Origin of the sequence: Embleya sp. NPDC050493 (genome assembly GCF_044458105.1) — a bacterium.
GTDB lineage: Bacteria > Actinomycetota > Actinomycetes > Streptomycetales > Streptomycetaceae > Embleya.
The window spans coordinates 33,385-59,074 of sequence record NZ_JBITHP010000030.1 but is presented as its reverse complement, the minus strand read 5'-3'; the positions used below and the strand labels follow the sequence as shown (position 1 = coordinate 59,074).

Sequence of the window (25,690 nt, the reverse complement as noted above, 5' to 3'; positions counted from 1 at the left end):
CCGAGCAGGCGTCAGTTGCGCCCCGCCCCGGTCGTCGGCGTCGCCACACTCACCGTCACGGTCGTCCCGACCGGCACCACGTCGCCCGACTTGGGATCCGAGCCGGTGACCACGTCGTTCCGGGACGCCCCGGTGGGCAGTGCGATGTCCAGCCGGGCGTTCCGCAACGCGGTACCGGCCTGGGCGACGGTCAGCCCCGAGAGCGGGGGAACCGTGGTCGTCGCCGGCGCCGAGGACGACGCCGGGTCGGTGGGTGTCGTCGAGGTCGACGGCCGGGTGATCGGCGGGCTCGTCCTGACCCCCGACATCACCACGACGATCTCCGCCTTGTCCCGGTCGACCTTGCGCCCCGCCGCGGGGTCGGTGGAGGCGATGGTGCCGCCGGTGCCCCTGACGGTGCCGCGGAAGCCCCGCTCGCGCAGCAGCGCGACGCCCTGCGCCTCGGTCATTCCGACCACGTTCGGCACCGTCAACTTCCCCGGCACACTGGTACTCGTGCTCGGCGAGGCCGAGTCGGACGGATCCGGCGTGCTGGTCACCGGCGCCTCGGTGGTCGGCACGGCGGCCGACCGGGTCGCGGTCGCGGAGGGGGCGGCCCCGGTCGGATCGGTCCTGGCGGCCGGCTTCGTGTCGTCCGAACCCGCCATCGCCATGCCGACCAGCACCGCCACCACGATCGCGGCCACGGTCGCGAGCACGGCGGCGACGATCCTGCTCCGCCGTCCGCCCCGCCGGCGCTCGCGGTCGTCGTGGTGCGGATTCATCGGCGCGCCGCCCGCCCGCCCCCCGGGGGAGTCGTCGTCGCGGTCGGTGGACACCACCCGGACCGAGAACGGCGCGCAGGCGGCCACCCGCATGTCCCGGGCGGAGACCACCCGCACCGGGACGTCGCTCTCCTCCACCACCCGGGACGTCTGTTCGAAGGCGCTGCCCCCGCTGTCCCGGCCCACCTCGCCGAGCCCGAACAGCCCGCCCGGCGGGACCTGGTCGGCGATGTCCGAAGGCACCGTGTAGACGATCGTCCACACCCGCGTCTCGCCCGGGTACACGTCCGGCGGCCCGGGGCGATCCAGGCCGATCCGCCGGCCGACGTCCCGGGGCAGTTCGCAGTCGTAGCGGTCCGGCGCGCTGCCCGCGTTGCGCAGGGTCAGCGCCACCATCACCGTCTCGCCGGGAGCCGCGGTGATCCGACGAGGTTCGCACCAGGCCTGCACCGCGCACTCCGGATCGCCCATGCGCTGCCCGTGCAGGTCGGTGCCGCATTGTTCGCCCGGGCAGTACGCGTCGGTCTCCAGATACGGCGTACCGCACAGCAGACAGTGCACCATCGTCGTCGTCCCCCTCGTCGTCGTACGACAGTGCGAGCCTGCCTACCGCACAAACGCTTCGGATGGGATCGACTTCACACAATCCGAGGGCACTCCGGTGCACTGTGTCACCTCCCGTCCGGGATGCCCGAATCCGGGGCGGCAACCCGGAGAGGTAACCTCCCTTCGTGCCCAAGCTCTCCGACGTCGTCAGCGCCCTCGAACGGATCTACCACCCCGGTTGGGCCGAATCCTGGGACGCGGTCGGGCTGGTCTGCGGCGACCCGGACGCCGAGGTGCGCTCGGTGCTGTTCGCCGTGGACCCGACCCAGGCGGTCGCCGACGAGGCGCTCGCCCGCGGCGCCGACCTCCTGGTCACCCACCACCCGCTGTTCCTGCGCGGGGTGCACTCGGTCGCGGCGACCGGCTTCAAGGGGCGCGTCGTGCACAGGCTGATCACCGGCGGGTGCGCCCTGCACGTCGCGCACACCAACGCCGACTCGGCGTCCCCGGGCGTCTCGGACGCGCTCGCCGCCGCCCTCGGGCTGACCGTGACCGCGCCGCTCGACCCGGCCCCCGCCGACCCGGGCGAGTGTCGGGGAATCGGCCGGATCGGCGAGTTGGCCGTCCCCGAGACGCTCGCCGAGTTCGCCGCCCGGGCCGCCCGCGCGCTGCCCCGCACCGCGACCGGCCTGCGGGTGGCCGGCGACCCGGATCGCCCGGTGCGTACCGTGGCGGTGTGCGGCGGCGCGGGCGACAGCCTGTTCGACGCGGTCCGCCGCAGCGGCGCCGACGTCTACGTCACCGCCGACCTGCGCCACCACCCGGCCTCCGAGGCGCTGGAACACGGCGGCCCCGCGCTGCTCGATGCCCCACACTGGGCCACCGAGTGGCCGTGGCTGGCGTACGCGGCCGACGAACTCACCCGTGCGCTCGCCGCAACCGGTACTACGGTGGAAACCCACGTGTCGGAACTAGTCACGGACCCATGGACGTTCCACACTCCGCACCCCTGAGCACCGCGACGGGGGCATGAGGTCCGACCCCGCCAGTCGCCCGCAGAACCCGAACCCACCCACCACAAACGCACCGGGTGGGCGGGTGGGAGGCAACCTCCCGCCCACCCGAGCCGCATCCAAGGAGCCCCCGCTGAACGCCGCGCCCGCCGACCAGCTCCGCCTGCTCGACCTCCAGGCCCTCGACTCGCGAATCGATCTGCTCGCCCACAAGAAGCGCACGCTGCCGGAGAACGAGGAGATCGACCGCCTCGGCTCCCGGCTCGCCCGGCTGCGCGACCTCGTGGTCGCGGGCGAGACCGAGGAGAGCGACGCGGCCCGCGACCAGACCAAGGCCGAACAGGACGTCGACCAGGTCCGCAAGCGCGCCGAACGCGACCAGCAGCGCCTGGACTCGGGCCACGTCACCTCGCCCAAGGACCTGGAGAACCTCCAGCGCGAGGTGGCCTCGCTCGCCAAGCGCCAGGGCGACCTGGAAGAGGTCGTCCTGGAGGTGATGGAACACCGCGAGGACATCCAGGGCCGACTGGCCAAGCTGGTCGCCGAGCGGGATGAGGCGCAGAGCGCGCGCGACGCCGCCGAGGCCCGGCGGGCCGCCGCCGAGGCGGAGATCGACACCGAGGCAGCCGCCACCACCAAGCAGCGCGCGGTGATCGCGGCGGCCATCCCGGCCGATCTGATCAAGCTGTACGAGAAGATCCGCGAGCAGTCGCACGGCGTGGCCGTGGCGCCGCTGTTCCAGCGTCGTTGCGAGGGCTGCCGACTGGAGTTGGGGATCACCGACCTCGGTGCGATCCGCGCCGCCGCGCCGGACACGATCGTGCGCTGCGAGAACTGCCGGCGCATCCTCGTCCGCACGGCCGAGTCGGGCCTGTGAGGCTCGTCGTCGAGGCCGACGGCGGCTCCCGGGGCAACCCGGGCCCGGCGGCCTACGGTGCGCTCGTGCGGGACGCCGAGACCGGCGAGGTGCTGCACGAGGTGGCCGAGGCGATCGGTGTGGCCACCAACAACGTGGCCGAGTACCGCGGCCTGATCGCGGGCCTGACCGCGGCGCACGCGATCGACCCGACCGCGACCGTCGAGGTGCGGGCCGACTCCAAGCTCGTGGTCGAGCAGATGTCGGGCCGCTGGAAGATCAAGCACGCCGACATGCGCGACCTGGCGACCAGGGCCCGGGGCATCCATCCGCCCGGGCAGGTCACCTACACCTGGATCCCGCGGGAGCAGAACAAGTACGCCGACCGGCTGGCCAACGAGGCGATGGACGCGGCGGCCAAGGGCCGGGCCTGGACCCCGCAGGAGTCCACCGCGTTCGCGACCCCCAAGGCCGCCGAGCCGGTGCCGGACGAGCCGGTCACCACCAAGGTCCGCCCGACCGCCCCGGGCTGGGGCCCGGACCTGGGCCGCCCGACCACGCTGGTCCTGCTGCGGCACGGCGAGACCGTACTCACCCCGCAGAAGCGCTTCTCCGGCACCGGCGCCGACCCGGACCTGTCCGAGCGCGGCCGATGGCAGGCCGCGCGCGCGGCCGAGGCGTTCGCCGAGCGCGGCACGATCGAGGCGATCGTGTCCTCGCCGCTGGGCCGCTGCCGGCAGACGGCGGAGGCGGTGGCGCGACGGCTGGGGCTGGAGGTGCGCGAGGAACCCGGCTTCCGGGAGACCGACTTCGGCGCCTGGGAGGGGCTGACCTTCGCCGAGGCGCGCGAGCAGACGCCGGACGCCCTGGACGCGTGGCTGACCTCTGCGGACGCGGCACCGCCCGGCGGCGAGAGCTTCACCGAGGTGGCCCGCCGGGTCGAGGTGGCCCGGGACAAGACCATCGCGCGACACCCCGGCAAGACCGTCCTGGTGGTCACCCACGTGACGCCGATCAAGACGCTCGTGCGAATCGCGCTCGGCGCTCCGCCGGAGTCGATGTTCCGGATGGAGTTGTCCGCGGCGGCGATCAGCGCGGTCCAGTGGTGGTCGGACGGCAACGCGTCGTTGCGCGTGTTCAACGAGACCGCGCACCTGCGCGGAACGTGACCCGAACGGCGCGGTCGAACAAAAGTTTGACTCCGCCGCCGCGACGTGTCATAGTCGGCAGTGCCTTCAGCGTGCCCGCCAGTAGGATTCCGGGCGGACCACGCGGAGGACCAAACTTCCGAAAGCCCCGAGCCGACCCGGCCGGGGCTTTCGTCTTGCCGCGACGCACCCCGGTCGATGAGCCGCCGGGGACGGCGGGTCGGCGCCCCCCGGGGATCGCCCGGCGAAGCGGCCCGGCCGAGCCCTGTGTTCGCGCCCCGCGGCCCGCCGGATTTCCGGCGGCCACGCCGAAAGGGGCCCTGACCTGCGTGTTCGCAGGCCACAGGCCGTTCTTGGATGGGCGACGGACGAGTCGGCCTCTACGCCGGGTTCTGTCTCCCGGGAGCCTTGCGGCGCCCGGGGAGGCGGCCATCCATCTACGACTGCCGTTGCCGACAGCCTCCAGCGGTCTACCCGCGAACTCGGGCGGGCCGCCCTCGAACGTTCGCGCAGAGCACGTGTGACGGTGCTCCTCTTGACCTTGCTCCGGGTGGGGTTTACCTAGCCGCCCGAGTCACCTCGGGCGCTGGTGGTCTCTTACACCACCGTTTCACCCTTACCGGTCGTCCGAGGACGCCGGCGGTCTGTTTTCTGTGGCACTGTCCCGCGGGTCACCCCGGGTCGGTGTTACCGACCACCCTGCCCTGTGGAGCCCGGACGTTCCTCGGCGGAACCCTCCGAAGAGGAATCCCGACGCGGCCGCCCGGCCGACTCGTCCGCCGTACCGGCCATCCTAGCGGGGGCGAACCGCACCCTTCGCCGGGTGTCGTCGGCTTCGGTCAGCCGGACCCGGACCCGCTCGCCCAGACCCAGGCCCGGGCCGTCGAAGCGGGCCCGCACGGCCGGCTCGGCGAGTTGTACGGTCCCGCCGTCGCCGCGGTCGTTCAGGTCCACCACCACCGCGTCGAACTCGTCGCCGACGTGGTCGGCGAGCACGACCGCCTCGACCAGGGCCACCGCCTCGCGTTCGACCTCGTGCGCCCGGCGGTCGCCGGTCTCCATGGCCTTCGGCAGCTCGTACAGCCGGGCTCCCACCCACTCGGGCACGTCGGTGCCCGCGACCAGGGACACGCAGATCTCGCCCGCGTACCGGTCGACCAGGCGCCGCAGCGGAGCGGTCACGTGCGCGTACTCGTCGGCGACCGCCGCATGCCCGGCCTGCTCCGGCACCCCCGCGTCGAACGCGGTGTAGCCCGCCCCGCGCAGCAACCCGGTGGCCTCCTGGAGGAACGCCGCGTGCCGGGGGTTGTCCGGATCGAGCGAGCGGATCACCGCGCCGTACGTGCTGCCCTCGGGCCAGCCCACGTCCAGCGCCCGGCCGACCCGGCGGACCTGGGCCAGCGCGTCCGGCGGCGGGGGCGGCAGCGTGCGCAGGATGCCGACGCCCGCGTACGTCATCAGGTCGGCGGCGGCGATGCCGGTGAGCAGTGAGATCTGCGCGTTCCAGCCCTCGGCCGGGATCGGCGCCCGGTATTCCAGCCGCCACGAGTCGCCGTGCTCGACGATCTCCTGCTCCGGGATCGGCAGGCTCACCCCGCCGCGATCGCTTTCGAGCATCTCGCGCAGCCGGCCGATCTCGGCGAGCAGCGCCAACGGCTCCTCGGCCGTGCCCGTGTCGATCGCGTGCTGGACCTGCGGATAGTCGAATCGGACCCGGCTGCGCACCAGCGCGCGAAAGACGTCGGTGCCGATCAGGTCGCCGGACGAGTCCAGGTCGAGCACCCACACCAGCGCGGGCCGGTCCTGCCCCGGGAGCAGGCTGGCGGCCGCCTCGGACAACGTCGGCGGATGCAGCGGGATGCGCTCGTCCGGCAGGTAGAGGGTCTCCACCCGGCGCATGGTCTCCGCGTCCAGCGCACCGCCGGGGGTGACCCAGGCCGCCACGTCCGCGATCGCGTAGTGCACCCGGTAGCCGGTGTCGGTGCGGACCAGGTGCATCGCCTGGTCCAGGTCGAGCGACTCGGCCGGATCGATGGTCAGGAACGGCAGCTCGGTCAGATCACGACGGGTCAGCGTGGGCCCGCGCCGGGCGGCCGCGTCCGCCTCGGCCAGCACCTCCGGGGAGAACGGGCCCGGCAGTGCGAGGTCCGCGCGCAGGCGGGTGAAGCCGGCGCGCAGGCGGTCGCCGTCGGCGGACCTGATGTGGAGATGGCGACGGGGCACGGATCGAGCTTAGGAAAGATCCGCTGCGGTGCGAAGGACTTTCACGGCTTTTCGCCCGCGCGCCCGGAGCCGCGGCGTCGTGTTCGGCCCGGCTCGTCCCCATAAACTTGATCGGCCCCCCTTGATCGTTCCCTTCGATCGGCCCCTTCCACCCCCGCGTCGCTTGGAGTCCCGCCCGTGCTCGTGTTGTTGCCGCCCTCCGAGGGCAAGGCCGCTGCGGGGACGGGCCCCGCGCTCGACCTCGCGGGCCTTTCGATGCCGGAACTGAACTCCGTGCGGCGGCAGGTGCTCGATTCGTTGATCACCCTGTGCGAGGGCGACGAGGTCAAGGCTCTCGAAGTGCTCGGTCTCGGCCCGAAACTGCGCGGCGAGGTGCTGCGCAACCTCGACCTGCGCGAGGCGCCCGCGCTGCCGGTGGCCGCGCTGTATACCGGCGTGCTCTACGACGCCCTGGACCTGCCCTCGCTCACCGGCGCGGCGGCGGCGCGCGCGGCCGGGTCGATCCTGGTCTTCTCCGGGCTCTGGGGAGCGTTGCGGCCGACCGACCGGGTGCCGCCGTACCGCTGCTCGATGGGTGTGCGGCTGCCCGGCATCGGCGCCCTCGCCGGCCAGTGGCGCGCGGCGATGGCACCGGTGTTGCCCAGGCTCGCGGGCGAGGAAACGGTCCTGGACCTGCGATCGGCGGCGTACGGCGCGGCCTGGAAGCCGACCGGCGCGGTCGCCGAGCGAACCGCCACCGTGCGGGTGTTGCACGAGCGGATCGTGGACGGGGTGGCCAAGCGCTCGGTGGTGAGCCACTTCAACAAGGCGACCAAGGGTCGGGTGACCCGCGACCTGCTGGTCTCCGGCGCCGAACCGCGCAATCCGGCCGAACTGGCCGACGTGCTGCGCGAACTGGGCTGGACCGTGGAGACGGCCGAGCCCAAGCAGGGCGGCACGCCCTGGGCGCTGGACGTCGTGGTCGCCGCGATCTGAGTGCGGTCGACGTCCGAGCAATTGCGGTCGAACCAAGCCCCGCCTTGACAAAACAAGGGGGTTTCATGATCCTGACGCTTCCTCCGCAGGAAAAATACAAAGCATTTCGTCCTACTTTGGATGATTCGTGCGTCGCGTCCGGCGGAGTCGACGATCCGACATCCATGGGGGATGAGTGAGTTACCCGCCGCCGCCCGGCCAGGACCCGAACCAGCCGTACGGGCAGCAGCCGTACCCCGGTCAGCAGCAGTACCCCGGCCAGGGCCAATACCCGGGGCAGTACCAGCAGCCGCCATACCCGCAGGGACAGCCGGGCCCGTACGGGCAACCGCAGTACCCGGGTGGCTACCCGCAGGGTGCCGGCTACCCGCCGCCGCCCGGGCGCAACCGCAAGGGCCTGTGGATCGCCGTCGCCGTGGTCGCGGTACTCGCGATCGTCGGCGTGGTCGGTGCGATCGGCATGTCCGGCGACGACGACGACAAGAAGAGCTCCGCCGCCTCGACTTCGTCGGCGAGCGCGTCCACCGGCGCGAAGTCCGGGTCGCCCACGCCGTCGACGACGTCGGCCAAGCGCAGTTCCACACCCACGCCGGACCCCGACGACGATTCGACCTCGGCGCCCGGGCCGGGCGCCGGCGGTACCGGTCTGGGTGAGGACAACTTCCTCTCCACGGTGCACATGCTCATCCCGGCGACGAAGTCGAAGCCGGACGCCGAACTGGTGTCCCAGGGCAAGCAGGCCTGCTCGGACCTCAAGTCCGGGAAGACCCTGCTCGAGGCCGCGATGAAGGTCACCATGGTGAGCGCGGTGCAGGAGAAGGGCATGGTCGTGGGCGGCGCGATCGCCGCGTTCTGCCCGGACCAGAACGGCAAGGTCAGGTAGGGCCGACCCGCCGACCGCCCGCAACGACGAGCGCCCCGTTCCCGACGTTCGGGAACGGGGCGCTCGTCGTTGCGGGCGGCGCGCCGAACCGAAGCGATCCGCGATGTACATTTCTTGCGGGTCCACCGTGCCGGACAGGTGTCATTGCGATCACCTGCGAACCCTGTCGGCACATCGACTCGAGCGACCCGCGATGATGGGGATTGCCCGGGCCGGTCTTCCGCGTTGTATACGCAGAGGCGCCGTGTGGGGCGCGTACGAAACGCACGCGGAAGAAGGGGTTCCATGGAGCGAATGGGCAGAATGGCCGGATGGCTGCGCCGTCGACCGCGTGAGGATCCGGACGCCGTGCGCGACCGGCGGGCCGGACTGCTCATGGACCTGGTCGAGCGCGGCTGGCCCGTCTGTCCCGCGGCACACCCGGTGGGTTTCGGCTGTTCCTGTGACCGGGTGGGCTGTCCGTCACCGGGCATGCACCCCGTCTCGTTCGCGTGGCAGACCCAGGCGTCCACCGACCCGGTTCAGGTGGCGCGCTGGCTGGAGTTGTATCCCGAGGCCAACTTCGTCACCGCGACCGGCGCCGGCCACGACGTGTTGGACGTGCCCGCGCAGGCGGGCGAGATCGCCCTCGCGGTCTTCGCCGAGCAGGGCATCGAGATCGGCCCGGTGGCCTCCTGCGGCCCCGAACGCACGCTGTTCTTCACCGCGACCCGCGGCACTCCCGCCGACGAGGACGAGTGGTGGCCCTGCGAGTTGGACTGTCACCCCGAGACGCTGGACGCCCATCCGGGCCTGCGCTGGCACTGCCGGGGCAGCTACGTGCTGGTGCCGTCCTCGCAACACCCCTCGGGGCAGCCGGTGCGCTGGATCCGGGGCCCCGAACTACCGCTGCCCGACCCGCTGCGAGTGCTGGACGTGCTCACCGACGCGTGCGACACGGTGGGGGCGACGGCCGGCGACGGGCGCTGGATGTAGCCGAGCCGGCCGGCCCGGCCACGTCCGGGGGTCATTCGCCGTCCGCGCCGACCAAGCCGTACATCCACCCGACGAGTTGCACCTTGCCGCCGGCCTTCGGCACCACCGCGACGTACTCGGAGAGCCGGTGCTCGGTCACCGACCTGGTCGGCTTGCCGGCCAGGAAGGTCAGCGTCGAGGGGTCCACGTCGCCGAGCCGGCGCGGCGGCTGCACGGTGAGCTTGACGCTGTGCTGGAGCGCGAAGAGCACCAGCGCGCCACCGTCCTTGGTCCGCACCGCGAGCGGCGGGAACTGGGTCGCCGCGCTGTCCACCGTCTGCCGCACGAAGCCCTCGCCGATCGGCTCGTCCCGCTGCCTGCGCAGCTGCGCGGTGTAGGGGTCGGGCCCGAACAACTCCGCGCGCGTCTTGCCGTCCTTGAGGAACTCGGTGAGGACGGGCGCCAGTTCGCCGGGCGCGGCGGCCAGCCCGGGGGCGGTCGGGGCGACCGGTTCGAGATAGCCGTCCGCGTCCTTGGCCAACTCGGGCAGCGGGCTCTGCAGGGTGGGGCCCCACGCGGCCTGCCACACCGCGTCCGGGTTCGCCTTGACGAAGACCAGCAACTGCGGCTTGGCGTTGTTGAAGTTCGGCGTGTTGTGCACGGCGAACCACTTGGGCCAGCCGATCACCTTGGGGATCAGGAATTCGGGCCGCTCGTGCGCGATCGGGGCCTTGCCCAGATTCCCGCGCGGGTCGGTGAAGCTCAGGATCTTCAGACCGGCCTGGTCCAGCGCGCCGAGCGAGCCGGTCTCGACCCGGGCGTTGAGCGGCAGGTCGCGGTTGGCGTAGGCCTGGTTGTTCTGCACCTCGTAGTTGTGCAGCACCTTGCCGGCCTCGCGCCGGTCCAGGGCCTCGACGGGCGTCGTGGAGCCGTGGACGGCGACACAGCCGGTTGCGGCGAGCGCCGTCACGAGCAGGGCGGCGGTCGCGGCCACCGCGCGGGATATGCGCATCGGTACTCGGCAACTCTTCCGGGGGAGCGGGCAGGAGGAGATCTCGCGAAACCTTACTGCCCGCACCCCGCGCGGCACCGCGCCCGCCCGGTACGGACCGCACGACGCCGGGACGGACTACACGACGGTCAGCACCTCGGCCCCGGTGTCGGTGACGACCAGGGTGTGTTCGAACTGCGCGGTGCGCCTGCGGTCCTTGGTGACCACGGTCCAGCCGTCGTCCCACATGTCGTAGTCGTAGGTGCCCAGGGTGAGCATCGGCTCGATGGTGAAGGTCATCCCGGGCTCCATCACGGTGGTCGCCCGCTCGTCGTCGTAGTGCGGGATGATCAGGCCGGAGTGGAACGAGCTGTTGATGCCGTGGCCGGTGAAGTCGCGGACCACGCCGTAGCCGAAGCGCTTCGCGTAGGACTCGATGACCCGGCCGATCACGTTGATCTGCCGACCCGGCTTGACCGCCTTGATGCCCCGGTTCAGCGCCTCGCGGGTGCGCTCGACGAGCAGCCTCGACTCCTCGTCCACGTCGCCGACCGGGTAGGTCGCGTCGGTGTCGCCGTGCACGCCGCCGATGAACACGGTCACGTCGATGTTGACGATGTCGCCGTCGTTCAGGCGCGTGGTGTCCGGGATGCCGTGGCAGATCACCTCGTTGATCGAGGTGCAGATGGTCTTCGGGAAGCCCCGGTAGCCCAGGCAGGACGGGTAGGCGTGGTGATCGAGCACGTACTCGTGGGCGACCCGGTCCAACTCGTCGGTGGTCACTCCGGGTGCGATGTGCGCGGCGGCGGCCTCCATCGCGCCCGCCGCGATCCGACCGGCGACGCGCATCCGCTCGATCGTCTCGGCGTCCTGCACCTCGGGCCCGGTGTACGGGGTCGGCGCGGGCTTCCCGACATACTCCGGCCGCGGGATGTCGGCGGGAACGGAGCGGATGGGGGTCGCCTTACCGGGTACGAGAATCGCCATAACCAGCGAGTGTAGCCGGCGCCGCGACCGGGGCGGCGATCGATACGACCGATACGACGCGTCGTGCCGAACAGGGATCGAGTGGGTGGAGGACGGGCCGTGAAGTTCAGACTGTGGCGCAAGCCCGAGGGGCGCGCCGGCGAGTGGTACTACTGCATCAGGCACGGCACGGTCGAAGAGGGTCCGGACTGCCCGGCGCGCGACCGGCTCGGGCCGTACTCGACCCGCCGGGAGGCGGCGAACGCGCTGGAGACCGCGAAGACCCGCAACCAGGCCTGGGAGAACGACCCCAACTGGAACGACCCCGGGCGCCGCTGAGCGAACGGCGCCACCGATCCGTGGGCGGTCGCCGCTCGGCGAGGTGGCACGGGACGAGCGCGGCATGCGGCGGTCGGGTCACTCGGCGGGTTCGGGGACCCGGCCGCCGCCCACGGTGAGCACGCCGGGCAGCTCGGACAGGCCGGAGACCAGATCGGTGGGGTCGGCCGGGCCCTCCACGAGCAGGACCACCGCCGCGGCCCGGGGCTCGCCGGGCGGGGTCTCGCCGGGGTCCTCCGCGCGCTCGTCGCGATTGTGCACGGACACGTCCACCACGGTGAACCCGGCGCCGGTACAGGCGACCAGGACCGCGGAGAGCACGCCGTGTCCGGGCAGATAGGTGATCCGGATCTCGGCGGCGCGAGCCCGGACCCCGCCGATCCTGCGGATGATCGGCGGATAGCCGTACACGACCACGAAGTGCAGCGTGGTGACGCCGATCGCGAGATAGGGCAGGCCCGCGCCGCAGGCCATGCCGATCGCACAGGTCAACCAGACGACGGCGGCGGTGGTCAGGCCGCGCACCGTGTCGCGGCGGACGAAGATCAGGCCGCCGCCGATGAAGCCGATGCCGGAGACCACCTGCGCGGCGATCCGGGACGGGTCCCAGCCGACGTGGCCGGCGGGCAGCACGTCGGCGAAGCCGTACTTGGAGATCTCCATGAACAGCGTGGTGCCGACGCCGACCAGTGCGTGCGTGCGCAGTCCCGCGCTCTTCTGTCGGACCTCGCGCTCGACGCCGATCACGCTGGAGAGCACGAAGGACAACATCAGTTCGGAGAACTGGGTCCACCCCTGACTCTGCGCGATCCCCTGCGACCAGCCCGCCAGGGTCGTGCCGGCATCCACGCGCCCACCTCCTCCGCCCCGGGACCGTGGTCCCGGGGCTGCTCGACCGACTTGCCTTCCCGGCACGCTACGACTCCATTCGGAGCAGTGGTCACGCGCGCCGGTTCGGAAACCGGTCGAGGGAGGGGCGGGCGAGGGTCAGGCGCGCGAGCGGGCCGGGATTCGCTTTCGCGAACCGGTCGTCCTGGATACGGCCTTTCGGGTGCGCGAGACGGTCGGCTTTGTTGCCGCCCTTCGGGTGCGCGAGACGGCCGGCCGGGATACCGCCATTCGGGTGGCCGAAGGCCTGGAGGCGACCTTTCGCGATTGCGCCTTTCGGGGCGACGCCTTTGCGGTGGTCGACTTCGCGGGTGAACTCTTGCGCGCCGTGCTGCTCTTGCGCGTCGCGCCGCCGCGCCGTGCGACGGTCCGGGCGGTCGGGGTCCGCCGTTGCGTGGCACCGGACTTCGGGGCCTGAGTCCGCGGCATGGCGGCGTCGACCGTGCGGTCGTCGACCGTCTCGGTGTCGCCGTTGCGCTGGATGTAGCGCAGTGCGGTAAGCGCCTCGCGCTTGGTGTCATAAGGCGACGACTTGATGATCGTCGAACCGTTGGAAGCTGCCAGGACGAAGCCGAACTTGCCGGAGCGTCCCTTGGTCACAATGAATTTGGCCGGCACTTGCGTCTCCTTGGAGAGCGAAGAGAAAGTTTTCTCCTCCACGGAAACACGGTTTGTCCCGGTTGTCATATATAAGTGCTATTTCGGAGTGAATCGACCCGCTCAGCCGAAAACCACTGTGACCTCGACTGCATCCGGGTGCCGACCCCGTGTTCTCTGCGGTTCCGGCCGGCAGGATCACGCCATGACAACCCCCTCGTCCCCCAAGCGCGACCCGCGTGACCTGCCGAACATCGACCACCTGGTCGTGGGCGTCCTCGGCGGCACCGGCGAGCAGGGCCGCGGTCTCGCGTACCGCCTGGCCGTCGCCGGCCAGAAAGTGATCATCGGCTCGCGCAGCGCCGAACGGGCCGGCTCCGCCGCGGCGGAGCTCGGTGCCGGTGTCCGCGGCGCGGACAACGCCACCTGCGCGGCGGAGAGCGACATCGTGATCGTCGCCGTGCCCTGGGAGGGGCACCGCGACCTGCTCGTCGCCCTCAAGGGCGAGTTGGCGGGCAAGATCGTCGTCGACTGCGTGAACCCGATGGGCTTCGACAAGCAGGGCGCGTTCGTGCTCGACGTCGAGGAGGGCAGTGCCGCGCAGCAGGCCGCCGCCGTACTCACCGACTCGGCCGTCACCGCCGCCTTCCACCACGTCTCCGCGGTGCTGCTGCTCGACCCGAACGTGGAATCCCTGGACACCGACATCATGGTGCTCGGCGACAAGCGCGACGCCACCGACGCCGTACAGGCGCTCGCGTCGCGGATCCCCGGGATGCGTGGGGTGTACGCCGGTCGACTGCGCAACGCGCGTCAGGTGGAGGGGCTCACCGCCAACCTGATCTCGACCAACCGCCGGTACAAGGCACACGCCGGACTGCGCATCACCGACGTGTGAGCCCGCTCGGGTGCGGGCCACGCCGCACGCGAGTACCCGGACGGCACGAGGCCCGGCGCATCCGATGACGCGCCGGGCCTCGTGCCGTCCTGCCGTGTGCGGGGATCGCCCCGGTGTCAGGCCAGCGACGCGGCCCAGGTGCCCAGCGGGCGGGCGACCAGCTCGCCGGCGTTGTTGTCGATCGCGTCCTGCAGGCCGGCCAGTACGTGGGTGACCATGCCGGCGGTGGCCGGGTCGGTGAGCACGTGCTGCACGTCGGCCTCGACGCCGAGCCGGGTGTGCACCTCGGGGACGGAGATCTCCGGGCCGGAGACGACGAAGTTGTTCAGGTCCCGGAGCAGGGTCTTGAGCTGGATCAGCGCGCGGATGCCGCCCTGGACGCCCGGCGAGGCGGAGATCGCGACGATCGACTTGCCGGCCAGCACGCCCTGGGCGTACGGGCGCGAGGCCCAGTCCAGCGCGTTCTTGAGCACGCCCGGCAGGCTGCGGTTGTACTCGGGGGTGGCGATGATCAGGCCGTCCGCCTCGGCGATCGCCTCGCGCAGGCGCACCACGGACGCCGGCGGGTTGGCCTCCAGGTCCTGGTTGAAGTGCGGGAGCTCGTCCAGACCCTTGTACACCTCGATCTGCATGCCCTCGGGCGCGAACGGCTGGAGGGCGTTCAGGAGCGCGGTGTTGAACGACGCGGCGCGCAGCGAGCCGGAGATGGCGAGGATGCGGGACATGGGTCCTCCGTGGATGGCGAGACGGGGCGAAGCAGGTTGTTGAACGTTTAACAATATATCGCGCGCTTGTTGTGGATTCAACTTCCCCTCGGATCCGCGGACGAAATCGGCGCCCCGGGCCGCCTGCGGCCGGTGCCGGGAGCCGGGTCGGCGGGGGCGACAATGGAGCCGCGCCGCGCCCGCATCGCCCGCGGCCGTCCCCCGTTCGCACCCGTCTGGAGCCCCCCGTCATGCCCCGCATCGTCGTTCTCGCCGTGATCGTGTGCGTCCTGGCGCTCGCCGCCGCCGTGGTGGCCTTCGTCGGCGGAAGCTGGCTCGGCGTCCCGTTCGTGTTGCTTGCCGCGCTGGACGGCAACATCGCTTTCTACTACCTGCGCCGGCACCGTATCCGCCGTTCGCGTGAGCTCGCCGCGCGCGCCTGAGCCCGTTTTCACCGCCCGCCGGGCGTCACCCGTATGGGTGGATGCCGCCGATCGGTGGCGTGTCGTCATCGAATTCGAACAAAGGTTCGGGCTACGCTTCCACCCGACGTTGTCCACAGGCGTGCGCCGGTCGTGCCTCGGTGTCGGTGCGACGGGTTAGCGTTCAAGGTGTGAAGCGAACACCACAGACCGGCAAGGCGGCAGGCATGGCAGGACAGGATCGCGAGAAGGCGTTGGAGAACGCCCTCGCCCAAATTGAACGACAGTTCGGGAAGGGTTCGGTGATGCGTCTCGGCGACGAGGCGCGTGCACCGATCGAGGTCATTCCCACCGGCGCGATCGCGCTCGACGTGGCACTGGGCATCGGTGGCCTCCCACGCGGTCGCGTCGTGGAGGTCTACGGCCCGGAAGGCTCCGGCAAGACGAGCCTCGCGCTGCACGCGATCGCGAGTGTGCAGCGGGCCGGCGGCATCGCGGCGATCGTCGACGCCGAGCACGCGCTCGACCCCGACTACGCGAAGAAGCTCGGCGTCGACACCGACGCCCTGCTGGTCTCGCAGCCGGACACCGGCGAGCAGGCGCTGGAGATCGTCGACATGCTGACCCGCTCGGGCGCGGTCGACATCATCGTCATCGACTCGGTGGCGGCGCTCGTGCCGCGTGCGGAGATCGAGGGCGAGATGGGCGACTCGCACGTCGGCCTCCAGGCCCGACTGATGAGCCAGGCGCTCCGCAAGATCACCGGTGCGCTCAACCAGACGAACACCACCGCGCTGTTCATCAACCAGCTGCGCGAGAAGATCGGCGTGATGTTCGGCTCGCCGGAGACCACGACCGGTGGTCGGGCGCTGAAGTTCTACGCCTCCGTGCGTCTGGACATCCGGCGGATCGAGACGCTCAAGGACGGCACCGAGGCGGTCGGCAACCGCACCCGGGTCAAGGTGGTCAAGAACAAGCTGGCCTCGCCGTTCAAGCAGGCCGAGTTCGACATCCTCTACGGCATCGGGATCAGCCGCGAGGGCGGCCTGATCGACATGGGCGTCGAGCACGGCTTCGTGCGCAAGTCCGGCGCCTGGTACACGTACGAGGGCGACCAGCTCGGTCAGGGCAAGGAGAACGCGCGGAAGTTCCTCAAGGACAACCCCGACCTCTCCGACGAGATCGAGAAGAAGATCAAGGAGAAGCTCGGGGTCGGCCCGCGGGTCGACGTGCCGGCGGAAGCGGAACCCGAGGAGGGCTGAGCTCGTGGGTCGCCCTGCCGGCGAGTGGTCGAACACGTGGGGGGACGGATCCGAGGCCGGACCCGTCTCCCCGCCGGTCGACCCCGCCGAACTGCGGGCCGCGCTGGAGGCGGTCGCGGCACGAACCGCGACGGGCGATCGGGCCGAGCGCGGCGGTGCCCGGCGCCGCACCGCAGGCCGATCCGGCCCGACGCGACGCGACGCGCAGGAGCGCGAAGCGGGCGACCGGGAGGCGAGGGACGACGGCTCGGGGGCCGACGTCCACGAAGCGCGTGAGCGGGCCGCCGGTCGGCGGTCCGAAGGTGGTCGGGCCAAACGGGACCGGCGCGAGCGGGCCGGGACTCGGGGCCGGGCCCGCCGGGACACGGACGACGAGGGCATCGAGGGCGCCGACACGGCTCCCGAACCGCTCGCCGATCCGGAGGCCACCGCGCGCGCGATCTGCCTGCGCCTGTTGACCGGGCGCGCGCGCACCCGGGCCCAACTGGCGGACGCGCTGCGCCGCCGGGAGGTGCCCGACGAGGTGGCGGAATACGTACTGGGCCGATTCACCGACGTGGGACTCATCGACGACACCGCCTTCGCGGGCGCGTGGGTCGACACCAGACATACCGGCAAGGGGCTGGCCCGTCGCGCGCTGGCCCGGGAGCTGCGCCAACGCGGTGTGGACGCGGTCGTGGTGGACGAGGCGGTCGCCCGACTCGACCCCGAACAGGAGCTGGAGACGGCTCGGGCCCTGGTGGCCCGCCGGTTGCCGGGCACGCGCGGCCTGGACCGGGACAAGCGCATCCGCAGGTTGGCGGGCATGCTCGCGCGCAAGGGATACGGCGAGGGGCTGGCCGTTCGCGTGGTCCGGGACGCACTGGACGACGAGGCCGCGGCCGACGAGGCCGGCGACGCGGACGAGACCCCGTGGCGAGCCTGGGACGGACCGGTCTGAGCCGGGTGCTCGCGACCGGTCCGGGGTGACCGTCCCAGGATCCGCCGGACAGGGCCTAGCCTGGGAGGGTTGTCCGAGCCGTCGGGCCGCCACAAGCGCGTCCCTCGGCGCGTCCACGTCCCAGCCGTCCGCTTGAAGGGCCATCCGCCTTGGCGATCAGTGTGTTCGACATGTTCTCGATCGGGATCGGCCCGTCGAGCTCCCACACGGTGGGTCCCATGCGCGCCGCGCGGATGTTCGCGCAGCGCCTCAAGAGCGAGGGCGTCCTGGACCGGGTCGCCTCCGTCCGGGTCGAGCTGTACGGCTCCCTGGGCGCGACCGGCCACGGACACGGCACGCCGCGCGCGGTGCTGCTCGGCCTGGAGGGCTACTCGCCACGCACCGTCGACCCGGAGGAGGTCGAGCCGGAACTGGCGCGCATCCGCGAGTCGGGGATGTTGCGACTGCTCGGTGTGCAGGACATCGCCTTCGACGGCGACCGGGACCTGGTGCTGCACCGTCGCAAGTCGCTGCCGTACCACGCCAACGGGATGACCGCGTGGGCGCGCGACGAGGACGGCACCGAGCTGCTCACCAAGACCTACTACTCGGTCGGCGGCGGCTTCGTGGTGGACGAGGACGCGGTGGGGGCGGATCGGGTCAAGCCCGACGACACCGTGCTGCGCCACCCGTTCCGCACCGGCGACGAGTTGTTGCGGCTGACCCGGGAGACCGGCCTGTCGGTGTCCGCGCTGATGCTGGAGAACGAGAAGGCGTGGCGCACCGAGCCGGAGATCCGCGCCGAACTGCTGGAGATCTGGCAGGTGATGCGCGCGTGCGTGGAGCGCGGCCTGGCCACCGAGGGCATCCTGCCCGGTGGGCTCAAGGTGCGCCGCCGCGCCTCACGGACCGCCCGTACGCTGCGCGCCGAGGGAGACCGACCCACGCACGCGATGGAGTGGGTCACCCTGTGGGCGATGGCGGTCAACGAGGAGAACGCCGCCGGCGGTCGGGTGGTCACCGCGCCCACCAACGGCGCCGCCGGCATCATCCCGGCCGTCCTGCACCACTACGTGGCCACCGTCCCGGGCGCGGACGAGGACGGCATCGTGCGCTTCCTGCTCGCCGCAGGCGCGATCGGCATGTTGTTCAAGGAGAACGCGTCGATCTCCGGTGCCGAGGTCGGCTGCCAGGGCGAGGTGGGTTCGGCCTGCGCGATGGCCGCCGGCGGCCTGGCGGAGGTGCTGGGCGGAACCCCGGAACAGGTGGAGAACGCCGCCGAGATCGGTATGGAGCACAACCTCGGGCTCACCTGCGACCCGGTCGGCGGCCTGGTGCAGATCCCGTGCATCGAGCGCAACGGCATGGCCGGCGTCAAGGCGGTCACCGCCGCCCGGATGGCCCTGCGCGGCGACGGTCGGCACCACGTCTCGCTGGACAAGGTCATCAAGACCATGAAGGAGACCGGCGCGGACATGAAGACCAAGTACAAGGAGACCGCCCGGGGCGGCCTCGCGGTCAACATCATCGAGTGCTGAGCGCCGCCCGCCGGGATGCGCGGCGGATGGTGCGCACTCACCGACGTCGGTGACGCACGTGCCGGCGGCGCGTTGATGTTCTGGGCGGGACACGTGAGGTGTGCTCCCGGAATCGAAGGGTAGGCATGCGCCCGTGAACGACGAGAGCGGTCCCCTCCTGGTGCAGGTGTCGGCGGTCGGAGCCGGTCATACGTTGGTGACCGTGCACGGCGAGATCGACATGGACAGCGGTCCGATTCTGGACGATGCGCTGAGCCGACAGGTCTCGGCCGGCCTGAACCGGCTGCTGCTGGATCTGTCCTCGGTCGGCTTCATCGACTCCTTCGGCCTGCGGATCCTGGTCCGGGCCGAGCGGCGGGCCCGCGAGGCCGGCGGTTCCCTGCAGCTGATCGCGCCGACCCGGGCGGTCGCGCGGGTGCTGCGGCTGACCGGCTTCACCCTGATGGTGGCCGTGCACGACACCGTGCAGGAGGCGCTGGCCGCGCAGGACAGCCCGGCCGGGCTCGACTAGGCAGGTCCGGCGGACAGGACCAGGAGCACTGGGCCTGATCAAAAACACCAAGAATCATGATCAAAATCCGGCGCAGGGGTGGCCGGATTCGATCATGCACGCCACACTTGGAACGTTCGCGCGCCGGATGTTTCTGCTGTCGCCCGAAGGCCGTGGACCTGTGGCCGTCCCGCCGAGCGCAAGCCCGACGGGACGGCCGCCGCATGTCCGGCGGCGATGCGGGCGAGGTGACGCGGGGCGGAGTGAGGCGGCCCCGCGCCCCGGTCAGACCAACGTGCGCTTGAGGAACCGCGCCATGGTCGAGCGATACTCGCGGGCCTCGGGCAGCAGCGCGGTGAGTTCGCCCGCGCCGTGTACGAAGCCGTCCCAGCGCTTGGCCTCGACCGGGACGCCGGCCGCCTCCAACTGCTTCGCGTACGCCTCGCCCTCGTCGCGCAGCGGGTCGTACTCGCCGGTGAGCACCAGCGCGGCGGGCAGCCCGGCGAGGTCCTCGGCGTGCAGCGGCGACGCGAGCGGATCGGTGCGCTCGCTGCGCGGGCTGGTCAGGTACAGCTGGACGGCCTCCTCCAGCGCCTCGCGGGTGAGCAGGTAGCCCTCGCCGTTCTCCGACACGGACGGCCGGGAGAGGGTCAGGTCCAGGATCGGAGCGTCCAGCACCTGGGCCAGCGGGGTCGGCTGGCGGCGGTCACGCAGCATGATCGAGCAGGCCGCGGCCAGGTTGCCGCCGGCGCCCGTGCCGCCGATGGCCACCTTGTCCGCGTTGATGCCCAGCTGGAAGGCGCGCTCCTGCACCCAGATCCACGCGGCGTACGCGTCCTCCAGGGGCCACGGGAACTTGAGCTCGGGCGCCAGGCGATACTCGACCGAGATCACCACGGCGCCGCTCTCGGCGGCCATGTGCGCGCAGTGACCGTCGAACCGGTCCACCGCGCCGAGCCACCACGCGCCGTCGTGCAGGTACACGTAGCCTGGGCGACCGCCCTTGGGAGCGGGTCCGGCCGGCGTGTACACGCGGGCGGTGATCTTGCCCGGCTCGGGCTCCTTCACCGTGATGTTCACATCCCGCGTCGTCACATCTTCCGGCGCGGGCTCGGCGAACGCGAGGATGGACGACTCCAGGGCTTTGTTCGACGCGGCACGGCGCTCCGCCAAGGGCAGGTCGGCCAACAGGGGCGGCGCGGCGGCGACAGCGTCGAGGATCGGCTGGATCTGCGGTGCGACGGGCATGCGACTCCTCCGAACGGATTACGAAGCAGCACAGTAGAACTTCGCGCCCGGAGTTGACAGAGCGTCAGACTCCGAGCGCGTGACATAGACCACACAGAAAGCGCGCGAAGGGCGTCAACCGTGCCAGTTGCCCCCGGCGTTGAATAAACGGAACCCACTGAGGAGTACGTGTTGACCGTCATCGACGAGCCCCGGATACCGGGCGCGCCGACGTCCACCCCGGGCCGAGGTGCCCCCGACGAGCACTCGTCGGGGGCCCTGTCGTTCGTGGAGCGCGGCTTCCGGTTGTTGTGGCCGCCGCTGGCGGTGTACGCCGGTACCGCGGTGCTCCAACTGCTGGTGCTCTCGTGGATGATCCCGCCGGGCGGCCCGAGTCTGCGTGACCGGCTGCTGCAGTGGGACGCGCACTGGTATGTGGACGTCGCCGCGCACGGCTACCCGGACAGCTTCACGTACACTCCCGAGGGCGACCTCACCGGCAATACGCTCGCGTTCTTCCCGCTGTATCCCGGCCTGGTCCGGATCGTGCACTACCTCACCGGCACCGACTTCGAGACGGCCGGCCTGATCGCCGGACACCTGGCCACCGCCGCCGCACTGTGTGTGCTGTACGTGTTCATGAAGCGCCTGTACGACCGGCGCGCGGCGCTCGTGATGACCGTGCTCGTGGGCGGCGCGCAGCCGATGGGCGTGGTCTTCTCGATGGCCTACAGCGAGACGCTGTTCCTGGCGCTCGCGGTGGGCACGCTGCTGGCGGCGCACCGACGGGCCTGGCTGACCGCGGGCCTGCTCGCCTGCCTGACCAGCATCACCCGGCCGGCGGGCATCGCGGCGATCGCCGCGTTGGGGGTGGCCGCGCTGTTGGAGATGTGGCAGCACCGGCGGCTCGTGTACCGCCCGATCGCGGCGTGTGTGATCGCGTGCCTGGGCATGCCGCTCTACCTGCTGTGGGTGGGCACCCGGCTCGGCGAGATCGATGCCTGGTTCACCATCCAGGACGCCGGCTGGGGCACCAGGTGGGACAACGGCGAGGCGGTCCGGCACTTCCTGACCGACACGCTGCGCAACGGCGACCAGTGGATAGCGGTCAGCACGGCGGTGTTGATCATCGCGGCCGTGATCGGTTCGCTGGTCGCGCTGAACCGACGGATCTGGCCGCCGCTGGCGGTGTACGGCCTGTCGATCCTGGTGATGACGCTGTGCCAGAGCAACTACTACCACTCGAAGCTGCGGCTGATGATCCCCACGCTGCTGTTCTTCGTCCCCCTGGCGACGGTGCTGGCGCGGGCGCGCACGCGTACGGCGGTGCTCGTGCTGAGCGGGATGTGCCTGTTCGGCATGTGGTACGGCGCGTACATGCTCACCACCTGGCACTACGGGATCTGACGTCCGCCTCGTCCTCGACCGCCCGGGTGGGCCGATTTTCGGGCCACCCGGGCGGTCGAGGACGAGGCGGTTCCGGGCGCTTCGTCAGTGCCCCGCCCCGCGGGCGCGGTCGATGGCCTCCTCGAGGATGTCCAGGTGCTCGGGGGGCAGGTGTGCCGCTATGTAGCCGTCCGGGCGGATCAGCAGGATCGTGTGCGCGCCGGCGCCGGGGTACTCGGGGGTGACCACCAACTCGGCCGGCGCGGCGAGTTTGTCCAGCCGGGCCCGCAGCCGGGGCATCAGGCCCGCCTCGCGCCAGCGGTCGCCGTGCCACACCTCTATGCCGGGGGCGATCAACAGCACGACCAACCCGCGGTCCAGGCATTCGGTCAGCCACCCGTCGGCGCCGTCCGCGCGGACCACGGGTACGTCCCGGATCCACTCGCCGACCCCGGGGCCGGGGGTGAGCAGCGGCGAGCCGTTGTAGTCGGGGCCGGACGTGCTCGCGGCCGGACCGCGCGGGTCCAGCCGGCGCAGTGTGGTGCCCTTGCCGCGTGCGCCCATCAGGGTCAGCCGGCGGCCCACCTTCTGTGCCGGGCTCGCCGGCGCCAGGAAGTGCAGCGCGTCCTCGCCCAGCGCCAACCGGCGCCGGGCCGCCCCCCGGCGCTCGCCGTGGTAGGTCTCCAGGAGCCGGATCGGGGCGTAGCCGCGCAGTGTGAAGGCCAGCTTCCAGGCCAGGTTTCGGACGTCCTGGAGACCGAGTTCGACCGCGTCCGCGGCGGACGGGTGGACCAGGTGCGCGGCGTCCCCGGCGAGCAGCACCCGGCCGACCCGGAAGCGGCGGGCGAGTCGCTGGTGCACCTCGTACTCGCCGCTCCACAACAGGTCGTGCGCGGGATCCTCGGCCGAGTCCGAGTCGGGGGAGAGCGCGTCCAGGGTGCGCAGCACCGACCGCACCTTGGCGGAGACCCGCTTGGGGTCGGCCAGGTCGCCGGTCACCTGGATCACCCGGGTCTCCTCGGCGGCCTTGGCCACTCCGTGCGCCATCGGGAGCTGCCAGGTCAGTCGCCACACGTCGTCGGGCAGCGGCTGGGCGAGCACGGTGCCGCCCTTGTGGAACGGCGGGTCCACGAACAGCCACGGGGTGGCCGGCCCGCCGGTGTCGGGGGTCGGGGGCTCGTCGGCCAGCGAGGGATCCGGGGGCACCAGCGACGTCGCGGTGATCCGGCGCGGCAGCCGTACCTTGACGTCCGCGCACAACAGTCGGTCCACCCGCGGGCGGCCGGGAAAGCGCACGTTCACCGCGCGCCGGACCACCGAGCGGGACCCGTCGCAGCCGAGCAGCCACTGCGCGCGCCACTTGACCGGGCCGCCCGGGCCGCGGGCGAGCAGGGTGACCGAGGTCTCGTCCTGTTCGACTCCCTCGATCCGGTGCCGCCACGCGGTGGTCACCAGCGGACTGGCGTGCACGGCGTCCAACAGGGCGCGTTCCAGGCGCTGTTGGGAGAGTCCGTAGCGGACCGGGGCCTCGGGCTCGTCGACCGGCTGCGGTACGTCGCGGGTGCGCCGGCGGATCCGCTGCACGCCCCACGGCTCGGCGGCGCCGTCGAGGCGCGTGCCGGTCAGGTCGTAGACGAAGGCCAGCGTCGCGCCGTCCAGCGCACACGCGCGCGAGCCGGCCCGCGGCGTGCCGTTGCCCGAGTCCACCACCACCGAACGCACCCCGCGCCCGGCCAGGGCCAGGGCGGCGGCCAAACCGGCGGGCCCGGCGCCCGCGATGATCACCGAGTCCGCGCGCGGAGCATTGCCCGCCATCGTGGCCCCCCAAGTGTTGCAAGACGTGTCGTACTCGTCGCCCATCATCCGGCACCGGGACCCCGTCACGACAAAGCGACGCCCCGCGGGTGGCGTTCACCGCGGGGCGTCGGTCGTCGGTGCTGCGGGTGGGGCGGTGGGACGGGCGAGTCAGACCCCGGCGCCGTCCAGGGCCAGGACGGCCGGTTGCGGCTCGACGGCCGGCGGCTTGCCCTTGCGCGAGGTGCGCAGCCTGCGCTCCAGCCACGTGGCGAAGGCCGACAGGATCATGCACATCGCGACGTAGATCGAGCCGACGATGATCGTCACCGGGATGAACGGCATGTGGTAGTCCTGGTAACCACCGATCAGCTTGGCCGCCGCGAGCAGCTCCGGGTAGGTGATCAGGAAGCCGAGCGAGGTGTCCTTGAGGGTCACCACGATCTGGCTGATGATCGTCGGGAGCATGGTGCGGATGCCCTGCGGGACCAGGATCATCGTCATCACCTGGGTCTTGCGCATGCCCAGCGCGTAGGCCGCCTCGCTCTGCCCCTTGGGGACGGCGAGGATGCCCGCGCGGATGTTCTCCGCCTGCACGGTGCCGTTGTAGATGGTCAGGCCGACCACCAGCGGCCACATCGGATCCCACTTCCACCAGCCCTGGCTGCCCGGGACGAGGTAGAGCATGAAGATCAGCACCAGCAGCGGCATCGCGCGGAAGAAGGTCACGAACGTGGTCGAGGCCCAGCGCACGATCTTGTGATCGGAGAGCCGGCCGGCGGCCAGGAAGGCGCCGAGCACGATCGAGAACACCGCGGCCAGCGCGAACGCCTTCAAGGTGGCCTTGAGGCCGTCGAGGATGAACTGCTGGACGCCCGTGTACTGGAACGGGTCCCACTTGGTCGACTCGAACTGACCGGTGTCCTCGAACCGCATGATCACGAAGACGAAGAAGGCGGCCAGGGCCAGGGTGCCGAGCACGCCGATGATCAGGTTGCGCCGACGTGCCTTCGGGCCCGGGACGTCGAACAGCACGCTCGCTTCGCGGCTCATCGGACCACCGCCAGCTTCTTCTCCAGCGCGGCGAGGAGCGCGCTCATGGTCAGGGTGATGATCAGGTAGCCGATCGCGATCCACACCAGGACCCACAACGACTTGTAGCCGTTCTCGATCATCGTCGCGCTGGTGCCCATGAGCTCGGTGGTGTTGAAGGCGCTGGCGATGGCCGAGTTGCGGACCATCGCGATCAGCAGGCTGCCGATCGGCGGGACCGCCGCCCGACCGGCCTGCGGCAGCACGATCTGGCCCAGCGTCTGGGTGAAGGACATGCCCAGGCTGCGGGCGGCCTCGGCCTGGCCGATCGGGACGGTGTTGATGCCCGAGCGGATCGCCTCGCAGATGAAGGCGGCGGTGTACGTGCTCAGCGCGATGACCGCGAACTGGAAGAAGGAGAAGTTGAACCGCAGCTTGGGGAAACCGAGCGCGACGGCGAAGAAGATCAGCGTCAGGGGGGTGTTGCGGAAGAGATTGACGTACGCGGTGCCGAACCAGCGCAGGGGCGGCACCGGCGAGACCCGACACGCGGCTATCAGCGTGCCGAGCAGAAGCGACGCGATCCCACAGACGACGGTCAGCTTGAGCGTCCCGACGAAGCCGTCCTGCAAGAGATCCCAGTTGTCCTGGATCACTTCGAGCATCGTGATCGAGCCCTCCTCTCCGTGATCGTGGGTTCAGGGGTGGGTCGAGAGTCCGTTCCCCTGCTCACATGCGGCGGGGACGGGAGGGGCCGAGCGCCGGGGGGGGCCCGGGGGGCCGGGGCGCCGCCGCGGCGGGGGGGGGGGGGGGCGGGGGCCCCGCGGCGGGGGGGAGGTTGGGGGCCAGGGCCGCGGTGGGCGGGGGGGGCGCCC

The 25,690-nt window shown here is 71.6% G+C and carries 24 protein-coding genes, 1 other RNA gene and 1 pseudogene; 14 read left to right on the top strand and 12 right to left on the bottom strand.

The features are described 5' to 3' along the window. Window positions 1–11 precede the first annotated feature (11 nt). The gene (locus ACIBM5_RS38600; protein WP_396011384.1) at window positions 12–1,328 is read right to left on the bottom strand and encodes a PASTA domain-containing protein; all 1,317 of its coding nucleotides are present in this window, start codon (window positions 1,326–1,328) and stop codon (window positions 12–14) included. A gap of 167 nt (window positions 1,329–1,495) precedes the next feature. Between ACIBM5_RS38600 and ACIBM5_RS38595 the strand changes: the two genes are divergently transcribed. From ACIBM5_RS38595 to ACIBM5_RS38585, 3 genes are all read left to right on the top strand, one after another. Then, entirely contained in the window at window positions 1,496–2,323 is an 828-nt protein-coding gene (locus ACIBM5_RS38595; RefSeq protein WP_396011383.1) for a Nif3-like dinuclear metal center hexameric protein, read from the top strand. Window positions 2,324–2,456: 133 nt separating this feature from the next. Then, on the top strand, window positions 2,457–3,200 hold the full coding sequence (locus tag ACIBM5_RS38590; protein WP_396011430.1) for a zinc ribbon domain-containing protein: 744 nt from the start codon (window positions 2,457–2,459) through the stop codon (window positions 3,198–3,200). Next, a complete protein-coding gene (locus tag ACIBM5_RS38585) occupies window positions 3,197–4,348 on the top strand; it encodes a bifunctional RNase H/acid phosphatase (protein ID WP_391581589.1) in 1,152 nt (383 codons plus the stop codon). Before ACIBM5_RS38590 ends, ACIBM5_RS38585 begins: the two co-directional genes overlap by 4 nt. A 344-nt stretch (window positions 4,349–4,692) precedes the next feature. On the opposite strand, the gene rnpB is transcribed toward ACIBM5_RS38585, so the two are convergent. Together rnpB and ACIBM5_RS38575 are read right to left on the bottom strand one after the other, a co-directional pair. Beyond that, window positions 4,693–5,102: RNase P RNA component class A (gene rnpB, locus ACIBM5_RS38580), an RNA gene on the bottom strand. Window positions 5,103–5,134: 32 nt separating this feature from the next. After that, window positions 5,135–6,442 (bottom strand): annotated as a pseudogene (locus tag ACIBM5_RS38575) (RNB domain-containing ribonuclease); the annotation flags it as partial. Window positions 6,443–6,727: 285 nt separating this feature from the next. Here ACIBM5_RS38575 and yaaA point away from each other — a divergent pair. From yaaA to ACIBM5_RS38560, 3 genes are all read left to right on the top strand, one after another. Further along, a complete protein-coding gene (gene yaaA / locus ACIBM5_RS38570; protein WP_396011382.1) occupies window positions 6,728–7,525 on the top strand; it encodes a peroxide stress protein YaaA in 798 nt (265 codons plus the stop codon). Between the two features lie 175 nt (window positions 7,526–7,700). Beyond that, window positions 7,701–8,408, top strand: coding sequence for a DUF732 domain-containing protein (locus tag ACIBM5_RS38565; RefSeq protein ID WP_396011381.1), 708 nt, complete (start codon window positions 7,701–7,703; stop codon window positions 8,406–8,408). A 285-nt stretch (window positions 8,409–8,693) separates the two neighbouring features. Further along, on the top strand, window positions 8,694–9,383 hold the full coding sequence (locus tag ACIBM5_RS38560) for a bifunctional DNA primase/polymerase (protein ID WP_391581592.1): 690 nt from the start codon (window positions 8,694–8,696) through the stop codon (window positions 9,381–9,383). A 31-nt stretch (window positions 9,384–9,414) separates the two neighbouring features. Here ACIBM5_RS38560 and ACIBM5_RS38555 read toward each other — a convergent pair whose 3' ends face one another. Both ACIBM5_RS38555 and map read right to left on the bottom strand, forming a co-directional pair. After that, on the bottom strand, window positions 9,415–10,374 hold the full coding sequence (locus tag ACIBM5_RS38555; RefSeq protein WP_396011380.1) for a hypothetical protein: 960 nt from the start codon (window positions 10,372–10,374) through the stop codon (window positions 9,415–9,417). A 117-nt stretch (window positions 10,375–10,491) separates the two neighbouring features. After that, window positions 10,492–11,340, bottom strand: a complete 849-nt coding sequence (gene map, locus ACIBM5_RS38550; RefSeq protein ID WP_391581594.1) for a type I methionyl aminopeptidase — start codon at window positions 11,338–11,340, stop codon at window positions 10,492–10,494. Between the two features lie 99 nt (window positions 11,341–11,439). Between map and ACIBM5_RS38545 the strand changes: the two genes are divergently transcribed. Further along, on the top strand, window positions 11,440–11,658 hold the full coding sequence (locus ACIBM5_RS38545; RefSeq protein WP_391581595.1) for a hypothetical protein: 219 nt from the start codon (window positions 11,440–11,442) through the stop codon (window positions 11,656–11,658). Window positions 11,659–11,736: 78 nt separating this feature from the next. Here the strand turns inward: ACIBM5_RS38545 and ACIBM5_RS38540 are convergent, their stop codons facing one another. Further along, complete coding sequence (locus ACIBM5_RS38540) at window positions 11,737–12,429, bottom strand: MgtC/SapB family protein (RefSeq protein WP_396011429.1); 693 nt, start codon at window positions 12,427–12,429, stop codon at window positions 11,737–11,739. 216 nt (window positions 12,430–12,645) lie between these two features. Continuing rightward, a complete protein-coding gene (locus tag ACIBM5_RS38535; protein ID WP_396011379.1) occupies window positions 12,646–13,206 on the bottom strand; it encodes a DUF1508 domain-containing protein in 561 nt (186 codons plus the stop codon). A 142-nt stretch (window positions 13,207–13,348) separates the two neighbouring features. On the opposite strand from ACIBM5_RS38535, the gene npdG reads away from it, so the two are divergent. Next, window positions 13,349–14,041, top strand: a complete 693-nt coding sequence (npdG, locus tag ACIBM5_RS38530; RefSeq protein WP_396011378.1) for an NADPH-dependent F420 reductase — start codon at window positions 13,349–13,351, stop codon at window positions 14,039–14,041. Window positions 14,042–14,157: 116 nt separating this feature from the next. Here npdG and ACIBM5_RS38525 read toward each other — a convergent pair whose 3' ends face one another. Beyond that, a complete protein-coding gene (locus ACIBM5_RS38525; RefSeq protein ID WP_396011377.1) occupies window positions 14,158–14,766 on the bottom strand; it encodes an NADPH-dependent FMN reductase in 609 nt (202 codons plus the stop codon). Between the two features lie 230 nt (window positions 14,767–14,996). On the opposite strand from ACIBM5_RS38525, the gene ACIBM5_RS38520 reads away from it, so the two are divergent. The 5 genes from ACIBM5_RS38520 to ACIBM5_RS38500 all read left to right on the top strand — a co-directional run bounded on the left by ACIBM5_RS38520 (window position 14,997) and on the right by ACIBM5_RS38500 (window position 19,397). Next, entirely contained in the window at window positions 14,997–15,188 is a 192-nt protein-coding gene (locus ACIBM5_RS38520) for a hypothetical protein (protein ID WP_391581599.1), read from the top strand. A gap of 206 nt (window positions 15,189–15,394) precedes the next feature. Further along, window positions 15,395–16,429 (top strand): recombinase RecA, encoded by a 1,035-nt coding sequence (gene recA / locus ACIBM5_RS38515; protein ID WP_396011428.1) that lies wholly within the window; start codon window positions 15,395–15,397, stop codon window positions 16,427–16,429. 4 nt (window positions 16,430–16,433) lie between these two features. Then, window positions 16,434–17,369 carry a RecX family transcriptional regulator gene (locus ACIBM5_RS38510; RefSeq protein ID WP_396011376.1) on the top strand — a complete coding sequence of 312 codons (936 nt, stop codon included), beginning with the start codon at window positions 16,434–16,436 and terminating at the stop codon, window positions 17,367–17,369. Between the two features lie 149 nt (window positions 17,370–17,518). Next, a complete protein-coding gene (locus ACIBM5_RS38505; RefSeq protein ID WP_396011375.1) occupies window positions 17,519–18,886 on the top strand; it encodes an L-serine ammonia-lyase in 1,368 nt (455 codons plus the stop codon). Between the two features lie 133 nt (window positions 18,887–19,019). Continuing rightward, window positions 19,020–19,397 (top strand): STAS domain-containing protein, encoded by a 378-nt coding sequence (locus tag ACIBM5_RS38500; RefSeq protein ID WP_391581603.1) that lies wholly within the window; start codon window positions 19,020–19,022, stop codon window positions 19,395–19,397. A gap of 264 nt (window positions 19,398–19,661) precedes the next feature. Here the strand turns inward: ACIBM5_RS38500 and ACIBM5_RS38495 are convergent, their stop codons facing one another. Continuing rightward, window positions 19,662–20,624, bottom strand: a complete 963-nt coding sequence (locus tag ACIBM5_RS38495; RefSeq protein WP_391581604.1) for an alpha/beta hydrolase — start codon at window positions 20,622–20,624, stop codon at window positions 19,662–19,664. A gap of 171 nt (window positions 20,625–20,795) precedes the next feature. Here ACIBM5_RS38495 and ACIBM5_RS38490 point away from each other — a divergent pair, with 171 nt between their 5' ends. Continuing rightward, on the top strand, window positions 20,796–22,010 hold the full coding sequence (locus tag ACIBM5_RS38490; protein ID WP_396011374.1) for a hypothetical protein: 1,215 nt from the start codon (window positions 20,796–20,798) through the stop codon (window positions 22,008–22,010). Window positions 22,011–22,094: 84 nt separating this feature from the next. Here ACIBM5_RS38490 and ACIBM5_RS38485 read toward each other — a convergent pair whose 3' ends face one another. The 3 genes from ACIBM5_RS38485 to ACIBM5_RS38475 form a co-directional block, all read right to left on the bottom strand. Further along, the gene (locus ACIBM5_RS38485) at window positions 22,095–23,804 is read right to left on the bottom strand and encodes an FAD-dependent monooxygenase (RefSeq protein ID WP_396011373.1); all 1,710 of its coding nucleotides are present in this window, start codon (window positions 23,802–23,804) and stop codon (window positions 22,095–22,097) included. A gap of 150 nt (window positions 23,805–23,954) precedes the next feature. Next, window positions 23,955–24,836, bottom strand: a complete 882-nt coding sequence (locus ACIBM5_RS38480; protein ID WP_391581608.1) for an amino acid ABC transporter permease — start codon at window positions 24,834–24,836, stop codon at window positions 23,955–23,957. Continuing rightward, entirely contained in the window at window positions 24,833–25,480 is a 648-nt protein-coding gene (locus ACIBM5_RS38475; RefSeq protein WP_391581609.1) for an amino acid ABC transporter permease, read from the bottom strand. Before ACIBM5_RS38475 ends, ACIBM5_RS38480 begins: the two co-directional genes overlap by 4 nt. Window positions 25,481–25,690 lie beyond the last annotated feature (210 nt).